Source organism: Exiguobacterium sp. s22, assembly GCF_018617455.1.
Lineage (GTDB): Bacteria > Bacillota > Bacilli > Exiguobacteriales > Exiguobacteriaceae > Exiguobacterium.
Genome location: NZ_JACSKD010000013.1, coordinates 1 through 18,028, shown reverse-complemented (window position 1 = coordinate 18,028; position 18,028 = coordinate 1). Strand labels below are relative to the sequence as shown.

Below are 18,028 nucleotides of genomic sequence, written 5' to 3'. Positions count from 1 at the left end.
TTCGTTGACCGTTAGGGAAACGACTCGTATAATTGTAAAGAATCAATCAAAAAAGGAGTACATTATTTTATGTCAATTGAAGTAGGAAGCAAGGTACAAGGTAAGGTTACAGGGATTACGCATTTCGGAGCGTTCGTCGAGCTCCCAAATGGCAAGACAGGATTAGTACACATCAGTGAAGTGGCAGACTCTTACGTCAAAGACATTAACGAAGTGTTGACAGTCGGTCAGGAAGTCACGGTAAAAGTGTTGAACGTCGAAAATGATGGGAAAATCGGGTTGTCCATCAAAAAAGCAGTCGATCGTCCTGTAAGTGAACGTCCTGAGCGTCCTGAACGTCCAGCTGGTGAGCGTTTCTCTCGTGGTCCACGTCCAGGTGGCCCAGGTCAAGGCGGTCCACGCGGTGGCGGTGGTCCACGCGGTGGCGGCCCACGTGGTGGTGGTCGTCGTGAACAACGCCGTGAGCCAGAAACGTTTGATACGTTGATGAGCAAGTTCTTGAAAGATAGCGACGAGCGTCTTTCGACGTTGAAACGTCAAACAGACTCAAAACGCGGTGGACGCGGAGCCAAGCGCGGGTAATCCTTCGTATACCAATTAGCTTCTACTCGTAACCATATAGGTCTTGAATAAGACGAGCCATGAACATTTTCGTTCATGGCTTTTTTTCTGTGTAAAAAAATTATGAAAAAGAACTAAAATGGTTGCTTTTTTTCGAAGAAGGGGGCAAAATAAGGAACATGAAAAATAGTTATGTTTTATAAGTGAAGGTGGAGAGAAAAATGAATGGATGGAAACTGTGGACGGCGGAGTGGCGGAGTATCTTTAAGAACCCACATGTGTTGGTTCCGATTCTCGCAGTCGCGCTCGTACCGTTAATGTATGCCGGTATGTTCTTATGGGCCTTTTGGGATCCGTACGGACAGATGAAAGATTTACCGGTCGCCATCGTCAATGAAGACAAAGGGGCATCGTTTGAAGGGGAGTCGCTAGAGGTCGGGAATGACCTCATCGACAAGCTACTGGATTCAGAGGCCTTCGAGTTTGTCGAGACGACAAAGAAAGAAGCAGAATCTGGACTGAAAGACCATGATTACTACATGGCCATTGAGATTCCAGAAGATTTTTCGGAGAAAGCGACGACCGCTCTAGATGAACATCCGGAGCGATTGGAGCTCAAGTATATTGCGAACGAATCGTATAACTTCCTAGCCGCTCAAATCGGCGGTTCTGCAATGGAACAAGTCAAAGCAGAGCTTTCTACCGAAGTTTCGAAACAGTACGTCAGTGCATTGAAAGATGGATTGAACGATGTGGCTGATGGACTCGGTGATGCTGCGGACGGTGCAACGAAACTTGCGGACGGTTCAACGTCAGCGAAAGACGGTGCTGTCAAATTAGCAGATGGAACAAAACTATTAGCTTCGAAACAGCGCGAGCTCGCAGACGGGGCAAGTCAGCTAAATGATGGAATAACTCAGTTAGCCGACGGCTCATCTGAACTTGCGGATGGAACGAAACTACTCGCTTCGAAACAGCGTGAGCTCGCTAATGGAGCAAGCCAGCTAAACGACGGAGTGGCTCAATTGGCTGACGGATCTGCCGCGCTCGCTGACGGTAGTCAGCAAGTGTACAGTGGATCGGCCTCTCTTGCGGACGGTGTTCATCGTGTCAACGATGGCGCTTCCGCGTTGCAAGACGGAACAAGTCAACTCGTCGAAGGAACAGGTGCGTTCGCATCAAAACTAGATGAACTTCACGCGGGTGCGAAAACGTTGAATCAAGGCGTTCAAGACCTCGCTGCAGGGATCAATCGCTCGAAAGAAGGCGCATCTGCATTGAATGATGGTGCGACTCAACTTGCGGGTGCATTGACAAAAGCGAAGGATGGCAATGCGGCACTGATCGCGGGTCAGACCGAAGTCGTCAATGGAATTGGTCAAATGAAGTCTGAATTGACCACGAAGCAAGATGAGTTGATTGGACAATTAACCGCACTTGCTGAGTCGGGTCAATCCGCATCACCTGAAATGCTTCAAGCCATCGCTGCACAATTAAGCGAAGGGAAGCAAGAGACGGTGGCAGGGTTTGATCAATTAGCTGCTGGCGCGACCCAAGTGAAGGATGGACAAACATCGCTCGCTTCAGGTCTTGAGCAAGCAGAAGCGGGTGCTGGGAAACTATCAGCCGGCCTTTCTGACTTGAACACAGGTCAAACGAAATTGGCTGAAGGTGCAAACGCGCTAGCAAGCGGGTCAAGTCAAATCGAACAAGGGACGCAAACGGCGGCCGACCGTTCACAAGAACTCGTGTCAGCGAGCTCGAAACTGAACCAAGGTGCCACACAATTACAAGGTGGAACAACTGAACTCGCGACAGGAAGCGACAAGCTCGTAGCCGCAACGGGACAGCTGTCTGAAGGAAGCGAAAAACTTGCGGATGGCGCGAAGAGTGCGAGCTCTGGTACAAGTGAGTTAGCAAGTGGTGCGAATCAGTTGGCGGATGGCGGTCAAAAACTGCAATCTGGTAGCCGCGAATTGGCAGATGGCGCGAAGAGTGCCGGAGCTGGAACAAGCAAGTTGACAGATGGTGCCAATCAACTAGCGGACGGAGGACAAGAACTTTCAAACGGTAGCGGAGAACTCGCGGACGGTATGAAAGATCTTGCATCGGGTAGTGATGAACTTCGTGACGCTCTTGTAAAAGGTGCGAAAGATGCAGACATTGGTTTAACGGATGACAACGTCGAGATGATGGCGGGACCGGTATCGCTCGTCGATAACTCGATCCACGAAGTGCCGAACTATGGTACAGGATTCGCGCCGTACTTCATGTCACTCGGACTTTTCGTTGGGGCACTCCTTCTCTCGATCGTTTATCCATTATACGATCCAGCAGGACGTCCGAAGCGTAGTCTATCATGGGTATTGTCGAAATCTGGCGTCCTTGTCGTCGTCGGATTCTTACAAGCTTTGATTCTCGATGTGGCCATGATGCAACTATTAGGCCTTGAAGTGAGTGAACCATTGAAATTCCTAGGGTTCAGCTGGTTGACGAGCATCACGTTCCTCTTTATCGTGCAGCTACTCGTCACAACACTCGGAAACCCTGGACGTTTCGTGGCGATCGTCTTATTGATTTTACAATTGACGACTTCTGCCGGAACGTTCCCGCTCGAATTGATTCCAAGAGCATTGCAACCGTTCAATGCGTTACTTCCAATGACGTATACGGTTGCCGGATATAAAGAAATTCTATCAGCGGACGGTGCACAATACTTGCAGACAGCGACCATCTATTTAGCGTTTGTGGCTGCTGGATGTTTCGCATTACTATGGGCGTACTTCCGAATCGCATGGAAGAAAAAATATCGCCAAGTCGCATCAGAAGCATGATGTAAAAACAGTATAAAATCGTGTATAGTGAGGAAGACGACACTATGCACGATTTTTTTATTAAAAAAATATAAAAAAAGAATTGACACTCGGATGGTGACTGGTTATTATAGAAAATGTGCTTAGGACACAACAATAACATGGCGGTGTAGCTCAGCTGGCTAGAGCGTACGGTTCATACCCGTGAGGTCGTGGGTTCGACTCCCTCCGCCGCTACCATTTTATTTAGGCCCGTTGGTCAAGCGGTTAAGACACCGCCCTTTCACGGCGGTAACACGGGTTCGAATCCCGTACGGGTCACTTAACCTAAGCGAAAAGAAGCCATCTCAATTGAGATGGCTTCTTTTGTTATATCAAGGAGGGAATGAATGAGAAAAGTACTCGTCGCCGTGTCCGGCGGGGTTGACTCCATTGTGTTGTTAGATCGACTCGTCAAAAAGGGATGGGATGTAGCGGTAGCGCATGTTCATCATGGTCTACGTGAAGCATCGGATGAGGAGTACACGTTCGTCTCGAACGTCGCGGCATCTTATCAGATTCCGTTTCATGGAACATCTCTCGAGTTTAAGAGAGGATCACAGGCTCGTTATCGAGAAGCTAGGTACAAATTCTTTGAAGACATCATGAATGAATATGGATACGAGACGTTGGCGACGGCCCACCATGCGGATGACGAGTTGGAAACGGTGCTCATTCAACTATACCGAAACGTGCAGGAGGTCAAAGGGATCCCGGAGAGCAGACCGTTCGGTAACGGTGTATTGATTCGTCCTTTATTGAAGGAAACGAAAGAACAGTTGATCCATTATGCGCGAATGACTGGACTTGAGTGGCGAGAAGATGTGACCAATCAGGAGCGGACGTATTTACGAAATCGAATCAGACATGAAATTGTGCCACGGTTGAAAGAAATGTGGCCGAACGTGGTGCATGAAGTCAGCGAAACTGCGAAACGGGCCCGTGCCGATTGGCATGCGCGCTATGCATTATGTGAGCGTTGGATCGATGAATACGTAGTATTCGGAATGAAAGCGTTTCATGTGAAACTTGTGAATGTTGCGCGTCTATCTTCCATTGAGCGATATACGGTCGGTCGCTTGCTATCCCGTCGTTATGGGGTAGAGGTCGGTGAGGCAATCGAGAAGCTAACCGTGAGCCGAAAAGATACAGGAATCTATCATTTGACGGGAGATTGGTTCATGACGAAGCGGAATGGGGTACTTAAACTTGAACAGAACCTTAACATCAATCAACTTCCCCCGATTGAAATCGAATCGTTGCCGACAGTGATTCAATTTGGGGAGCATACGATTTCGTTATCTGTCGAAGAAGGGCAAGAAGGTATTCCGCTAGATAAAATTTCTTACCCGCTGACCGTTCGCACGATTGCACCAGGAGACCGAATGCGCTTGAACGTGGGATCGAAAAAAGTAGCACGCATTTTAATCGATGAAAAGATTGAGCGGACGATTCGCCCGACACTTCCGCTACTCGAAGACGCCTCGGGACTAATTCTCGCGATTGTCGGAGTAAGAGTTTCAGAATTTCTAGACAAGTCGGATGCGATTTGCCTACGATTAATGGTAAAATGATGATTGTGTCGAAACAGAAAGAGGAGGATTTCAAGATGTCATTAATGAACGATATGGAGAAAGTTTTAATCTCACGTGAAGAGATTCAAGAAAAGGTGAAAGAACTCGCTGGAACACTGAGCGAAGACTATAAAGAAGAGTTTCCGCTTCTCGTATGTGTATTAAAAGGTGCGATGCCGTTCATGTCCGACCTCGTCAAGGAAATGGATATCCATTTAGAGATGGACTTCATGGACGTGTCGACGTATCACGGAGGAACTTCTTCAACAGGTGAAGTAAAAATCGAGAAAGATTTAAATACATCTGTAGAAGGACGCGACATCTTGATTGTAGAAGATATTATTGATAGTGGATTGACGCTTGGTTACCTCGTCGATCTTCTTAAATACCGTAAAGCGAAGTCTGTGAAGATTGTCACGCTTCTCGACAAGCCGACAGGTCGTAAAAATGGTTTATCAGCAGACTATAGCGGTTTCGTGATTCCACACGAATTCGTTGTCGGTTACGGTCTCGATTATGAAGAGAAATATCGTAACCTTCCTTACGTCGGTGTGCTCAAACCGAGCGTTTACGGGGGCTAACGTTTTTCTTTTGAAAATGTGACGTGGTAAGATAAAGGAAATCCCCAAAGTATAGGCATATACTGAATGGGCGAGAACATCGTTTCTCGGAATAGGAGGCAGAGAATGAATCGTGCAGTGAAAAACACATTGGTTTTTGGTGTGATTTTCCTAGCCTTGATCTTGTTCCTTCAATATTTGCAGAATCCGAATAGTCAGAGTGAAACGCTCTCGTATTCGAAATTCCTACAATATGTGGAAGATGATCGGATTGAGACGGCAACCGTACAAGAAATCCCGGGGGCTATCTCGATTACAGGCGATCTTACAGGAGATGAAGACCAGCGTTATGAAACAAACATTCCAGCGAACGAAGCGGAATATGCGGATGTATTAACGCAGCTTCGTGCGAATACGGATATTCAAATCGAGGAGGCTGAATCGAACAGTAGTTGGTTCAGCATTGTCTTCGCGATTTTACCGTTCATTATCATCTTCATCTTGTTCTTCTTCTTGTTGAACCAGGCGCAAGGTGGTGGCGGTGGTGGTCGTGTGATGAACTTCGGAAAATCGAAGGCGAAACTATACGACCAAGAAAAACGTCGCGTCACATTCAAAGATGTGGCTGGGGCGGACGAAGAGAAGCAAGAACTCATTGAAGTCGTTGAATTCTTGAAAGATCCTCGCAAATTCTCGAAACTCGGCGCACGTATTCCAAAAGGGGTCTTACTCGTTGGTCCTCCAGGGACAGGTAAAACACTCTTGGCTCGTGCGGTAGCCGGTGAAGCCGGTGTTCCGTTCTTCTCGATCTCAGGTTCGGACTTCGTTGAGATGTTCGTCGGGGTCGGGGCGTCACGTGTTCGTGACTTGTTCGAAAACGCGAAAAAGAATGCACCATGTATCATCTTCATCGATGAAATTGATGCGGTCGGTCGCCAACGTGGTGCCGGTCTCGGTGGTGGACACGATGAACGTGAACAAACATTGAACCAACTCCTTGTTGAGATGGATGGATTCAGTGATAACGAAGGGATCATCATGGTTGCGGCGACAAACCGTCCGGATATCCTTGACCCAGCCCTCCTTCGTCCAGGTCGTTTTGACCGTCAAATCACGGTCGATCGTCCGGATGTCAAAGGACGCGAAGAAGTACTGAAAGTCCATGCACGCAACAAGCCACTCGATTCGACGGTAGACTTGAAGTCGATCGCACAACGTACGCCTGGTTTCTCTGGAGCAGACTTAGAGAACCTCTTGAACGAAGCGGCACTCGTTGCGGCACGTTCGAACCGTACAGCCGTTTCAGTGGTTGATGTGGAAGAAGCGATTGACCGTGTCATCGCCGGTCCTTCGAAGAAGAGCCGCATTATCTCGGAAAAAGAGCGCAACATTGTTGCATATCACGAAGCAGGTCACACAATCATCGGTCTCGAGCTTGAGAATGCGGATGAAGTACACAAAGTGACGATCGTTCCACGCGGAAACGCGGGCGGATATGTCGTCATGCTTCCGAAAGAAGATCGTTACTTCATGACAAAACCAGAACTCGAAGACAAGATTGTCGGTCTTCTTGGTGGGCGCGTCGCTGAAGATGTCATCTTTGGTGAAGTGTCGACCGGGGCGAGCAATGACTTCCAACGTGCGACTGGTATCGCACGTAAGATGGTCATGGATTACGGGATGAGTGATAAACTCGGACCGCTCCAACTCGGTTCAAACCATGGCGGACAAGTCTTCCTTGGTCGCGATTTCCAGACAGAGCAGAACTACTCCGATGCGATCGCGCAAGAAATCGATTTGGAGATTCGAGACATCATCAATCGCTGTTACGCGAAAGCGAAACAGATTTTGACAGAACGTCGCGAAGATCTCGAACTCGTTGCGAAGACGTTGCTTGATGTCGAAACGCTCGACTCGAAACAGATTCGTCATTTGATCAAGACACGCGAATATCTCCCGCATGAGCCGGAAGAGGACGTGGATGCGGACGATGCAGCGAAGAAAGATGAGGCAGCCGTTCAACACGGTCAAGTCGTCGATCAACCTGAAGTTGTCCAGGACAGCCAGCCGGATGTCGTACCTGAAGGCGATAAGCCAGAAGCGACACCGACAGAACGTCCGAATAACGAATCACGTTAATGAATAAGACGAATGCCCTTCACGAGGCATTCGTCTTTTTTCGTGTTATAATTCGAGCGAACTGCAATTGACAACAAAGTGAGGAACTATATCATGATTTTAGTGATTGATGTTGGAAATACAAATATTGTTCTCGGGATGTACGATGGAGATCATCTCGTACACCATTGGCGCATCTCAACCGATCGTACAAAAACAACGGACGAATACGGCATGTTGGTGAAATCGCTATTCGACCATTCGAACGTCTCGTTCGATCAAGTCGAAGGTGTCATCTTATCTTCTGTCGTACCTCCTGTTATTTTCCCACTTGAACAAATGTCACAACGATACTTCAATGTACGTCCAATCGTTGTGGGACCAGGTGTGAAGACAGGGTTGGACATTCACGTCGAGAATCCTCGCGAAGTCGGGGCCGACCGAATTGTCAACGCGGTAGCAGGGATCGCCAAATATGACGGTCCGCTCATAATTGTTGATTTTGGAACGGCAACCACGTATTGTTACATCGATGAGAAACGTCGTTACCATGGCGGAATCATCTCACCGGGTATCATGATCTCAGTGGAGGCACTCTATCAGCGTGCCGCTAAACTACCTCGAATTGAATTGGCGACCCCGCCGACAGTCATTGGAAAGAACACGATTCAAGCGATGCAGTCCGGAACGTATTACGGGTATGTGGCCCAAGTGGATGGTATTGTGAATCGAATGAAGCGCGAAGTCGGTGAAGCGACCGTCATTGCGACGGGCGGGCTGGCACGATTGATCAGTGAACATGCAGAGACGATCGACCATGTGGATTCGTTCCTGACACTCGAAGGCCTTCGCCTCATTTATGAGCGCAATCAAAAGTAAACTAAAGGAGTTAAATCATATGATTCATACAGAACAACAAGCATTACTCGACCAGATGAAAGATGACTATCTCGTTCGTGCCCTCGGTTTTAACGGAGAGGTTCGTGCCTTTGCTGCACGTACGACAAAAACGGTATATGAGACGCAACTTCGTCACCAGACGACACCGGTTGCTTCAGCTGCCCTCGGACGGACGATGACAATCGGCTCGATGATTGGAGCGATGCAAAAAGGTGCAGCGCGCGTCACGCTTAAAGTAGAAGGTGATGGTCCAATCGGGAAAATCATCGTGGACGCAGATACAGCAGGAGATGTCCGTGGATACGTATCGTACCCGCGTGTCGACGGCGGAACATTCGTCAACGAACAAGGGATGACGAAGTTGAAAGTCGGTGAAGCTGTCGGGAAAGGAACGATCTCCGTCATCAAAGACTTAGGATTGAAAGACTATGTCGGAGGATCTTCAGAGATTCAAACAGGCGAAATCAGTGAAGACTTCACATACTACTTCGCGACATCTGAACAAGTGCCATCCGTCGTCGGAGCAGGTGTCCTCGTCTTACCGGAAGACGAATCCATTCTTGCTGCAGGCGGAATCATCGTCCAGTTACTTCCGAATGCATCTGAAGAGACGGTTCAAGCGCTCGAAACAGCGCTTCAAACGTTCCCACCCGTATCTGTCCTAATCGGGGAAGAAAAAACACCAGAAGAAATGCTTCAACTACTCCTTGGTGACAGCCTCGATGTCCTCGACACGAACCCGATCCAGTTCAACTGCACATGCAGTCGTGAACGAATGGAAAGCGCCATTATCGGTCTCGGAAAAGAAGAGATTCGTCAGATGATTGAAGAAGATGGCGGAGCCGAGGCAGTTTGCCATTTCTGTGGTGAAAAGTATCATTTCTCAGCTGAACAGTTAGAGACGATGAAAGGACAGGCGCAATCGTAAGCAACGTTCCAAATTGCATATTTTCAATTCGATAGGGTATGATAACAATATCGGAATAGTCGGAATTATGAAGGAGGAAATGGAATGCGAATCGTAAACTCAGTAACAGACTTGATTGGAAAGACCCCAATTGTGAAATTGAATGGGATGACTGGACCAGAGGATGCCAACGTGTATCTGAAGCTCGAATATATGAATCCAGGATCAAGCGTCAAAGATCGGATTGCCCTTGCCATGATCGAAGCGGCTGAAAAAGATGGTATCTTGAAGCCGGGTGATACCCTCATCGAGCCGACAAGCGGGAACACAGGTATCGGTCTCGCCATGGTTAGTGCCGCAAAAGGATATAAGGCCATTCTCGTCATGCCTGAGACGATGAGCATGGAACGCCGAAACCTCCTTCGTGGATATGGAGCCGAACTCATTTTAACCCCAGGACCTGAAGGGATGGGTGGTGCGATTCGTCGCGCCACGGAAGAAGCAGAGAAACATGGCTACTTCCTTCCGCAACAATTCAACAACGCAGCCAACCCGAACGTCCACGAAATGACGACGGGACCTGAGATTGTCGAGGCGTTTGAAGAATCAGGACTTTCTGTGGACGCACTCATTGCGGGTGTCGGGACAGGCGGTACCATTACCGGTGCAGGTAAAGTCGTGAAGGCGAAGTACCCGGACGTCAAAATTTTAGCCGTTGAACCGGTCGATTCACCTGTCTTATCAGGCGGGAAGCCGGGACCTCACAAGATTCAAGGGATTGGGGCTGGATTCGTTCCATCAATCCTCGACACAGAGATTTATGAAGGCGTTCTTCAAATCACGACAGAGCAAGCGTTTGAGTACGCTCGCCAAGCGGCACGTACGAATGGTGTCCTCGGTGGGATTTCTTCAGGGGCCGCCATTGCAGCGGCACTTGATACGGCGAAACGCCTCGGTAAAGGGAAAAACGTATTGGCGATTATCCCGTCAAACGGAGAACGTTACTTGAGCACACCGCTTTATCAATTTGATGAAGAATCAAACGAAAGTCGCGTATAACAATTCAGGCAGTAATCGAGAGACATTCTCTTTCGGTTGCTGCCTTTTCTTGTGTACAATAAAAGGCATGAATGAATAGACGGAGGAATGACCAGTGAGATCGACAGCGTTCAGAACGAAGCGGATGACGAAAGAAAAGATGTATGAGGCATATATGACGTTGACGGCAGACCAGCCGTACCATGCATGGCTAGAAAGTGGAAGGGCGGGACGATATACGATTGCGGGAATCGAACCGTTCGGTCGCTTCCATGTAAAAGATGGTGTCGGTCTTTTACATGTGGGGGATACAACTGAAACGATGTATGGGAAACCACTCGAGTTGGTCAGTGAAGTTCGACAACGTTTTGAGGCTGAACGACCGGAAGGGGCACCCCCCTTCTTCGGTGGCATGATCGGGTATGTCAGCTATGACGTGGCTCGAACGATTGAACGACTCCCTGATCAGGCAGAGGATGATTTATCGACGCCGGACGTCTCGTTTCTTTTGTTTGACGAAGTGGCTGTGTTCGACGAGGAGAGTTCGACCCTTTACTTGATGGTCACGGCAGAGGGTGATGCTGAACGTAAAGCGGATCGATTGGCAGCCATGTGGAACGTCGAATCCCATTTTGCATTCAAGCCGACGGTACATGAATCTGTCGAGCGTTTGCGTTCCATGTCTCAGGACGAATTTGTGGAGGCGGTCAAGCGGATTCAGTCATATATTGTGGAAGGGGACGTGTTCCAAGTGAACTTGAGCGTTCGTCAGTCCGAACCGCTTCTCGCTGACCCGCGTCGAGTATATGATACGTTGCGTCAAATGAATCCATCTCCTTATATGGGCTATTTCGTGGATGACGCTTTGACGATGGTCTCCGCTTCACCAGAGCTGTTGCTTGAAAAACACGGAACCGACATTTCGACACGCCCGATCGCGGGTACGCGTCCACGTGGCAAAGATGATGTGGAAGACTTGGAGTTGGCGAACACATTGCTTGAAAACGAGAAAGAGCGGGCCGAACACGTCATGCTCGTCGATCTTGAACGGAACGACCTCGGCAAGGTGGCGGCATATGGAAGTGTACACGTCGATGAATTGATGGTGATTGAGAAGTACTCACACGTACAACATATCGTCTCGAACGTACGTGGCACGATTCGCGAAGACATATCAGGAGCCGAAGCACTGGCAGCGATGTTCCCAGGTGGCACGATCACCGGAGCTCCGAAAATCCGGACGATGGAAATTATCGAAGAACTCGAACCAGTTCGCCGGGGATTATACACCGGGTCATATGGATGGTTAAGTTGGGACGACGACCTCGTCTTTAACATCACCATTCGAACGATGGTCGTGAAAGATGGGATGGCATACGTTCAGGCCGGAGCAGGAATCGTCATCGACTCGGACCCGGTTTCTGAGTACGAAGAATCACTGTCCAAAGCGAAGGCGCTATGGGCAGCGAAACAATTAACGGAGGAGACGACATGATTGTACTAATCGACAACTATGACTCATTCACATATAACTTAGTGCAGTATTTTGGGGAACTCGGTGAAGAACTGGTCGTGTATCGAAACGATGAAATCACGATTCAAGAGATTGAGACACTTGCCCCGAGCTATCTCGTCATTTCTCCAGGTCCTTGTACACCGAACGAAGCGGGAATCAGTATCAAAGCAATCCAAACGTTCGCAGGCCGTATTCCGATTTTAGGGGTTTGCCTCGGTCATCAAGCGATTGCGCAAGCGTTCGGCGGAGAAGTCATTCATGCGGAGCGGCTCATGCATGGAAAAACATCGAAGATTCAACATGACGGAAAGTCGATTTTCAAAGGTATTCCTCAACAAACCATTGTGACCCGCTATCATTCGTTAGCCGTGGAACGTTCGTCTCTACCGGAATGTCTAGCAATCACTGCAGAGACAAAGACTGGAGAAATCATGGCGCTCCGTCATCGAACGCTTCCGATTGAAGGGGTGCAATATCACCCTGAAGCGATTTTGACCGAGCATGGGAAAGACATGATTCAAAACTTTATTGAGGAGTATCGTCATGTGGTATTGGCATAACGGGGAGGTAATCGAACGAGAAAAAGTATGGATCCCGGTTGAAGATCACGGTTTCTTGTATGGAATGGGGTTGTTCGAGACGTTCCGCACATACGATTCTGTCCCTTTTCTGTTCGATGCCCATTGGGAGCGTTTGATGAAGAGTCTTGATGAGTTGTGGATTCACGTTCCGTATACGAAAGCAGATATCGAGGCGGCGATTCAGCAACTGTGCCGTCAAAACGATGCACCCGACCTCTATATCCGCTTGAACGTGTCGGCAGGGGTTGCACCACTTGGCCTCTATGCGGGGCGTTATGAGGCATCGAACGTCACGTTGATTGTCAAACCGCTCTCCTCAGAAGTCGTGCCACAGGAGAAGCGAGTCGAACCGATCCCGTTTCCGAGAAGTCGTCCTGAAGCAGCATTTCGATTAAAATCGCATCATTACATGAACAACATTCTTGGGAAACGGACCTTACAAGACCAGAGTGCTGAAGGACTATTTGCGGACGAGCATGGACGTGTAGTGGAAGGGCTCGTGTCGAACATCTTTTGGGTCGGTTCGGATGATATGTTATACACGACTCCGCTATCGAGCGGAGCACTCGCAGGTGTGACGCGACAATGGGTGATGGAACATCTCTCTGTAGTCGAACAACCCGTGACATTTGAAGAATTGGCTGCAGCGAAAGAGATTTGGATGACGAATTCAATCCAACAAGTCGCTCCGGTGACGCATTATGGAAATCTGAGATACCCCGGTAAAGACGGGGTACGATTTAAGGAAGTGTGGGCGAAACTCGTTCGCTCACTTGGTTAGGAGGCGGAAGCATGACGAAGATCATGGGTATTTTAAACGTGACCCCGGACTCGTTTTCGGATGGGGGACGGTATACGGCAATCGAGGAAGCTGTACGACATGCGAAACAACTCGTACAAGAAGGTGCCGATGCGATTGATATCGGTGGAGAATCGACAAGGCCGGGCGCAGTACTTGTTTCCGAGGAAGAAGAGATTGAACGTGTCGTTCCGATCATCCGTCGACTGAAAAACGAAATCGATGTTCCGATTTCGATTGATACGTATAAGCCGATGGTGGCGAAAGCGGCAATCGAGGCCGGTGCGACGATCATCAATGACGTATGGGGTTCGAAATGGGGAGACCGCTCGATGGCACGTGTCGCTTTCGAATGTGGGGTTCCGATCATTCTCATGCACAACCGAACAGACCGGGATTATCATCATTTCGTTGAAGACGTCGTCCGCGACTTGCAAGAATCAATCGACATCGCGCATGCGGCAGGCGTAAAAGATGAGCACATTTGGTTAGACCCGGGCATTGGGTTTGCGAAAGACGTGACGCAAAACCTTGAACTCATGAACCATCTCGATGTGATTACACGTCTCGGGTATCCTGTGCTACTCGGTACGTCGCGCAAATCGTTTATCGGGCAGACACTCGATTTACCGACAGAGGAGCGGCTTGAAGGGACGATTGCGACGACGTGTCTCGGAATCATGAAAGGATGCGACTGGGTGCGTGTTCACGATGTCAAAGAGAACGCCCGTGCGGCAAAGATGATGGATGCGATGATCGGAGGAAGTAGACGTGGATAAAATTTTTGTGAACGGGATGCGCTTTTATGGGTACCACGGAGTATTTGAAGAAGAGAATCGTCTCGGGCAACGGTTTCACGTGGATTTAATGTGTGAACTGGACCTCGCGCCTGCGGGACGTTCGGATGATTTGAATAACGGGGTCAGCTATGCCGGCTTGTATCAATTGACGGAAGACATTGTGACGGGTGAACCGGTCAACTTACTCGAAACACTCGGAGAACGCATCACGACAGCCGTGTTGGCGCATCATGATTTGATTCAACGTGTGACGGTTAAAGTGATTAAACCGGATCCACCCATCCCGGGACACTATGACTCGGTGGCAATCGAAATGACAAGGGGACGGATGTCATGATTTATGTTGCATTAGGAGCAAACATCGGAGATCGGGCTGGACAATTGTCTGCCGCGATCGATGAGATGGAGCGGGTAGGTCTCCACGTCACGAAGCAGTCGTCGGTTTATGAGACGGCCCCTGTCGGATATATAGAGCAACCTTCGTTTTATAACATGGTCGTTGAAGTGAAGAGTCGCCAATCCGCGGAGGAACTGCTCAAAACGCTCCAACAAATCGAACAACGATTAGGACGGGAACGTCTCTTTAAGAATGGTCCGCGTACCATCGACCTTGACATCCTCTTTTATAATGGGGAAGATATACAATCAGAACACTTAACGGTTCCGCATCCGCGTATGCAGGAACGGGCATTTGTGCTCGCCCCGTTAGCGGAGATTGCACCGGAACTGATTGTAAAAGGACGAACAGTCACTTCTTGGCTTGACGAGTTACCGAGGATAGACCGCGAAGATGTCGTTCAGTTATCGTTGCTTACGAATTTTGTGAAATGAAGGATGTGTTGTCTTGACAGGCTTTAAGATTGGAAACATAGAGATTAAAAACCGTGCGGTCCTCGCACCGATGGCCGGCGTGACGAACCCTGCGTTCCGCTTGATTGCAAAAGAGTTCGGAGCAGGGCTCGTTTGTGCCGAGATGGTGAGCGATAAAGGCATCTTGCTCGAGAACGCTCGGACGATGCGTATGCTATATGTCGATGAACGAGAGAAACCGCTCAGTTTACAAATCTTTGGCGGTTCGAAAGATACACTCGTCAAAGCGGCACAGTACGTCGACCAAAACACGAATGCAGATATTATTGATATCAACATGGGTTGTCCCGTTCCAAAAGTGACGAAGTGTGATGCTGGGGCGAAGTGGTTACTCGACCCGGATAAAGTGTACGAAATGGTCAATGCCGTCACCAATGTCGTCGAAAAACCGGTCACGGTGAAAATGCGCCTCGGCTGGGATGATGAACATATCTTTATTTTGGATAACGTCAAAGCGGCTCAGACAGGTGGAGCGGCAGCGATTGCCATTCACGGGCGCACACGGGCACAACAATATGAAGGAACTGCAAATTGGGATTGGATTGGCGAGGCGAAGAAAGTAGCCACCGTACCGATTATCGGGAATGGTGATATCGCGACTCCTCAAGATGCGAAGCGTGTCATCGACCAATACGGTGTGGATGCCGTCATGATCGGTCGCGCTGCACTCGGGAACCCGTGGATGCTTTATCAAACGGTTCAGTATCTTGAAACAGGTGAACTTCCGCCGGAACCAGAGCCTCGGGAGAAAATCGATATTTGTATGCTCCATCTCGATCGGTTGAGTGCAATCAAAGGTGAGCTGACGGCCGTTCGCGAAATGCGTCAACATGCAGCCTGGTACTTGAAGGGGTTGAAGGGGAGCGGTCCGATTCGTAAACAAATCAATGAAACGGAATCACGCGAAGCGTTTGCGGCGGTTCTTTATGGGTTTGTCGATCAACTTGAGCGACAACTGTCAGAAGTGTGAACTAGAGAAATGAACTAATTTATGGTAAGCTTGTTTGGCGAAAAAGTGCACCACAACGAATGAACGGCTTCGGCTGTGCTGTTGACCATCGGGTCGACAGTTTTTTGTTAGGGATAAACCAATATGGATAGAGGAGTGAATGGAATAGTGAGCAACGAGTTGGAAATGAATGATCAAATGCAGGTTCGTTTTGAGAAGATGACCGACATGCGCGAACGTGGTCTAGACCCGTTCGGTCATCGCTTTGATCGTTCTGCGCACGCAGGTGAACTACATGAGCAGTATGAATCAATTGAAAAAGAGGCTTTGGCTGAACAAGATGTCGAAGTGACATTGGCAGGTCGTATCATGACGAAACGTGGGAAAGGGAAAGTATTCTTTGCCCACATTCAAGATGTGACGGGTCAAATTCAAATTTATGTTCGCAAAAATGATGTCGGTGATGAGCCATTTGACTTGTTCAAATCTTCAGACCTTGGTGACATCGTCGGTGTGAAAGGGAAGCTCTTTAAAACCAACGTAGGTGAGCTCTCGATTCACGTAGAAGAGTTTGAATTATTGACGAAGGCCCTTCGCCCGCTTCCTGATAAATATCATGGATTGAAAGATGTGGAGCAACGCTATCGCCAACGCTATCTTGACTTGATCACAAACCAAGATTCGCGTCAGACATTTATTTTACGTAGCCGCATCATTTCGGAGATTCGTAACTTCTTAAACCAAAAAGGATATTTAGAAGTGGAAACACCGATGTTACACACGATTGCCGGTGGAGCAGCGGCGCGTCCGTTCTTAACGCACCATAATGCATTGGATATGGAACTATACATGCGTATTGCAATCGAACTTCACTTGAAACGCTTGATCGTTGGTGGACTCGAGCGCGTTTATGAAATCGGACGTGTCTTCCGTAACGAAGGGATTTCAACACGCCACAACCCTGAATTCACGATGATCGAATTGTATGAGGCGTATGCAGATTACAATGACATCATGGATTTGACGGAAGAATTGGTTGCGCACGTGGCGAAAGAAGTGCTCGGCACCACAGATGTACAATATGGTGAAGATACGATCCACCTTGGCATCGGTTGGAAACGTGCACACATGGTCGACCTTGTTAAAGAAGAGACGGGTGTAGACTTCTGGCAACAAATGTCCGATGAAGAAGCACGCGCCCTCGCTAAAGAGCATGGTGTAGAAGTGCAAGATCATATGACGTTTGGTCATATCGTGAATGAATTCTTCGAGCAGAAAGTGGAAGAGACATTGCTTCAGCCGACATTTGTCACAGGACACCCTGTTGAAGTGTCGCCATTGGCGAAGAAGAACGAAACAGACCCACGCTTCACGGATCGCTTTGAATTGTTCATCGTACGTCGTGAACATGCGAATGCCTTCACAGAGTTGAACGACCCGATCGATCAACGTGAGCGTTTTGAAGCGCAGTTGCTTGAAAAAGAAGCAGGGAACGATGAAGCGCACGAACTCGATAACGATTTCCTTGAGGCGCTTGAATATGGTATGCCGCCGACAGGAGGACTCGGAATCGGAATTGACCGTCTCGTCATGCTATTGACGAACGCACCTTCAATCCGCGACGTTCTTCTTTTCCCAACGATGCGTCATCAACAATAATGGATTGTAGAGGCCGAATCATACGAGAGTGTGATTCGGTTTTTTTATTATTTAGCCAAGAAACGCGTAGGTAAGCCATTGAATAGAAGAAATCATCTAGGGGAAAAACTTTTTTGAAAAAACTTTAAGAAAAACCCTTGCGTTAATAAGAGGTGTGGGGTAAAGTAATAAACGTTGCCGCTGATGGCAGCGGAAAAGAAATAAAAAAAGTGGTTGACAACTGTGTCGATGACTTGTATTATTTTAAGAGTCGCAAAGAGCGGCAGACGAACTTTGAAAACTGAACGATGAGGCAAAAATAAGTTTTACCATTTTTGAATGAAGCGCAAGCTTCGTCAATTTAA

At 48.5% G+C, this 18,028-nt stretch carries 16 protein-coding genes and 2 tRNA genes; all 18 read left to right on the top strand.

Annotated elements, in window-relative coordinates; genetic code table 11:
• Positions 1–69 precede the first annotated feature (69 nt).
• The 18 genes from KNO94_RS14665 (at position 70) to lysS (ending at position 17,684) form a co-directional block, all read left to right on the top strand.
• Positions 70–582, top strand: a complete 513-nt coding sequence (locus KNO94_RS14665; RefSeq protein WP_012727724.1) for a S1 domain-containing RNA-binding protein — start codon at positions 70–72, stop codon at positions 580–582.
• A gap of 200 nt (positions 583–782) precedes the next feature.
• Positions 783–3,395, top strand: coding sequence for a YhgE/Pip domain-containing protein (locus KNO94_RS14660; RefSeq protein ID WP_214780890.1), 2,613 nt, complete (start codon positions 783–785; stop codon positions 3,393–3,395).
• Positions 3,396–3,537: 142 nt separating this feature from the next.
• Positions 3,538–3,614 (top strand) — tRNA-Met (locus KNO94_RS14655).
• A 9-nt stretch (positions 3,615–3,623) separates the two neighbouring features.
• Positions 3,624–3,695: transfer RNA gene (locus tag KNO94_RS14650), tRNA-Glu, on the top strand.
• Positions 3,696–3,763: 68 nt separating this feature from the next.
• Entirely contained in the window at positions 3,764–4,987 is a 1,224-nt protein-coding gene (tilS, locus tag KNO94_RS14645) for a tRNA lysidine(34) synthetase TilS (protein ID WP_214780888.1), read from the top strand.
• 35 nt (positions 4,988–5,022) lie between these two features.
• A complete protein-coding gene (gene hpt, locus KNO94_RS14640) occupies positions 5,023–5,568 on the top strand; it encodes a hypoxanthine phosphoribosyltransferase (RefSeq protein WP_214743112.1) in 546 nt (181 codons plus the stop codon).
• A gap of 105 nt (positions 5,569–5,673) precedes the next feature.
• On the top strand, positions 5,674–7,686 hold the full coding sequence (ftsH, locus tag KNO94_RS14635) for an ATP-dependent zinc metalloprotease FtsH (protein ID WP_214780885.1): 2,013 nt from the start codon (positions 5,674–5,676) through the stop codon (positions 7,684–7,686).
• A gap of 93 nt (positions 7,687–7,779) precedes the next feature.
• The gene (locus tag KNO94_RS14630; protein ID WP_074035307.1) at positions 7,780–8,544 is read left to right on the top strand and encodes a type III pantothenate kinase; all 765 of its coding nucleotides are present in this window, start codon (positions 7,780–7,782) and stop codon (positions 8,542–8,544) included.
• 19 nt (positions 8,545–8,563) lie between these two features.
• Positions 8,564–9,493, top strand: coding sequence for an Hsp33 family molecular chaperone HslO (gene hslO, locus KNO94_RS14625; protein WP_285800765.1), 930 nt, complete (start codon positions 8,564–8,566; stop codon positions 9,491–9,493).
• An 84-nt stretch (positions 9,494–9,577) separates the two neighbouring features.
• Complete coding sequence (cysK, locus tag KNO94_RS14620) at positions 9,578–10,531, top strand: cysteine synthase A (protein WP_214780883.1); 954 nt, start codon at positions 9,578–9,580, stop codon at positions 10,529–10,531.
• Positions 10,532–10,625: 94 nt separating this feature from the next.
• The gene (locus tag KNO94_RS14615; RefSeq protein ID WP_353047872.1) at positions 10,626–12,005 is read left to right on the top strand and encodes an anthranilate synthase component I family protein; all 1,380 of its coding nucleotides are present in this window, start codon (positions 10,626–10,628) and stop codon (positions 12,003–12,005) included.
• Entirely contained in the window at positions 12,002–12,586 is a 585-nt protein-coding gene (gene pabA, locus KNO94_RS14610; protein ID WP_214780881.1) for an aminodeoxychorismate/anthranilate synthase component II, read from the top strand. Before KNO94_RS14615 ends, pabA begins: the two co-directional genes overlap by 4 nt.
• Positions 12,570–13,388: an aminotransferase class IV gene (locus KNO94_RS14605; protein WP_214780879.1), complete on the top strand. Its 819-nt coding sequence runs from the start codon at positions 12,570–12,572 to the stop codon at positions 13,386–13,388. The genes pabA and KNO94_RS14605 overlap by 17 nt, the downstream gene beginning before the upstream one ends.
• An 11-nt stretch (positions 13,389–13,399) precedes the next feature.
• Entirely contained in the window at positions 13,400–14,185 is a 786-nt protein-coding gene (gene folP, locus KNO94_RS14600) for a dihydropteroate synthase (RefSeq protein ID WP_214780877.1), read from the top strand.
• Positions 14,178–14,543, top strand: coding sequence for a dihydroneopterin aldolase (gene folB, locus KNO94_RS14595; RefSeq protein ID WP_214743118.1), 366 nt, complete (start codon positions 14,178–14,180; stop codon positions 14,541–14,543). The genes folP and folB overlap by 8 nt, the downstream gene beginning before the upstream one ends.
• Complete coding sequence (gene folK / locus KNO94_RS14590; protein WP_214780875.1) at positions 14,540–15,037, top strand: 2-amino-4-hydroxy-6-hydroxymethyldihydropteridine diphosphokinase; 498 nt, start codon at positions 14,540–14,542, stop codon at positions 15,035–15,037. The genes folB and folK overlap by 4 nt, the downstream gene beginning before the upstream one ends.
• A 70-nt stretch (positions 15,038–15,107) precedes the next feature.
• Positions 15,108–16,046 carry a tRNA dihydrouridine synthase DusB gene (dusB, locus tag KNO94_RS14585; RefSeq protein WP_483299179.1) on the top strand — a complete coding sequence of 313 codons (939 nt, stop codon included), beginning with the start codon at positions 15,108–15,110 and terminating at the stop codon, positions 16,044–16,046.
• A gap of 147 nt (positions 16,047–16,193) precedes the next feature.
• On the top strand, positions 16,194–17,684 hold the full coding sequence (gene lysS / locus KNO94_RS14580; RefSeq protein ID WP_214743121.1) for a lysine--tRNA ligase: 1,491 nt from the start codon (positions 16,194–16,196) through the stop codon (positions 17,682–17,684).
• Positions 17,685–18,028: the final 344 nt, after the last annotated feature.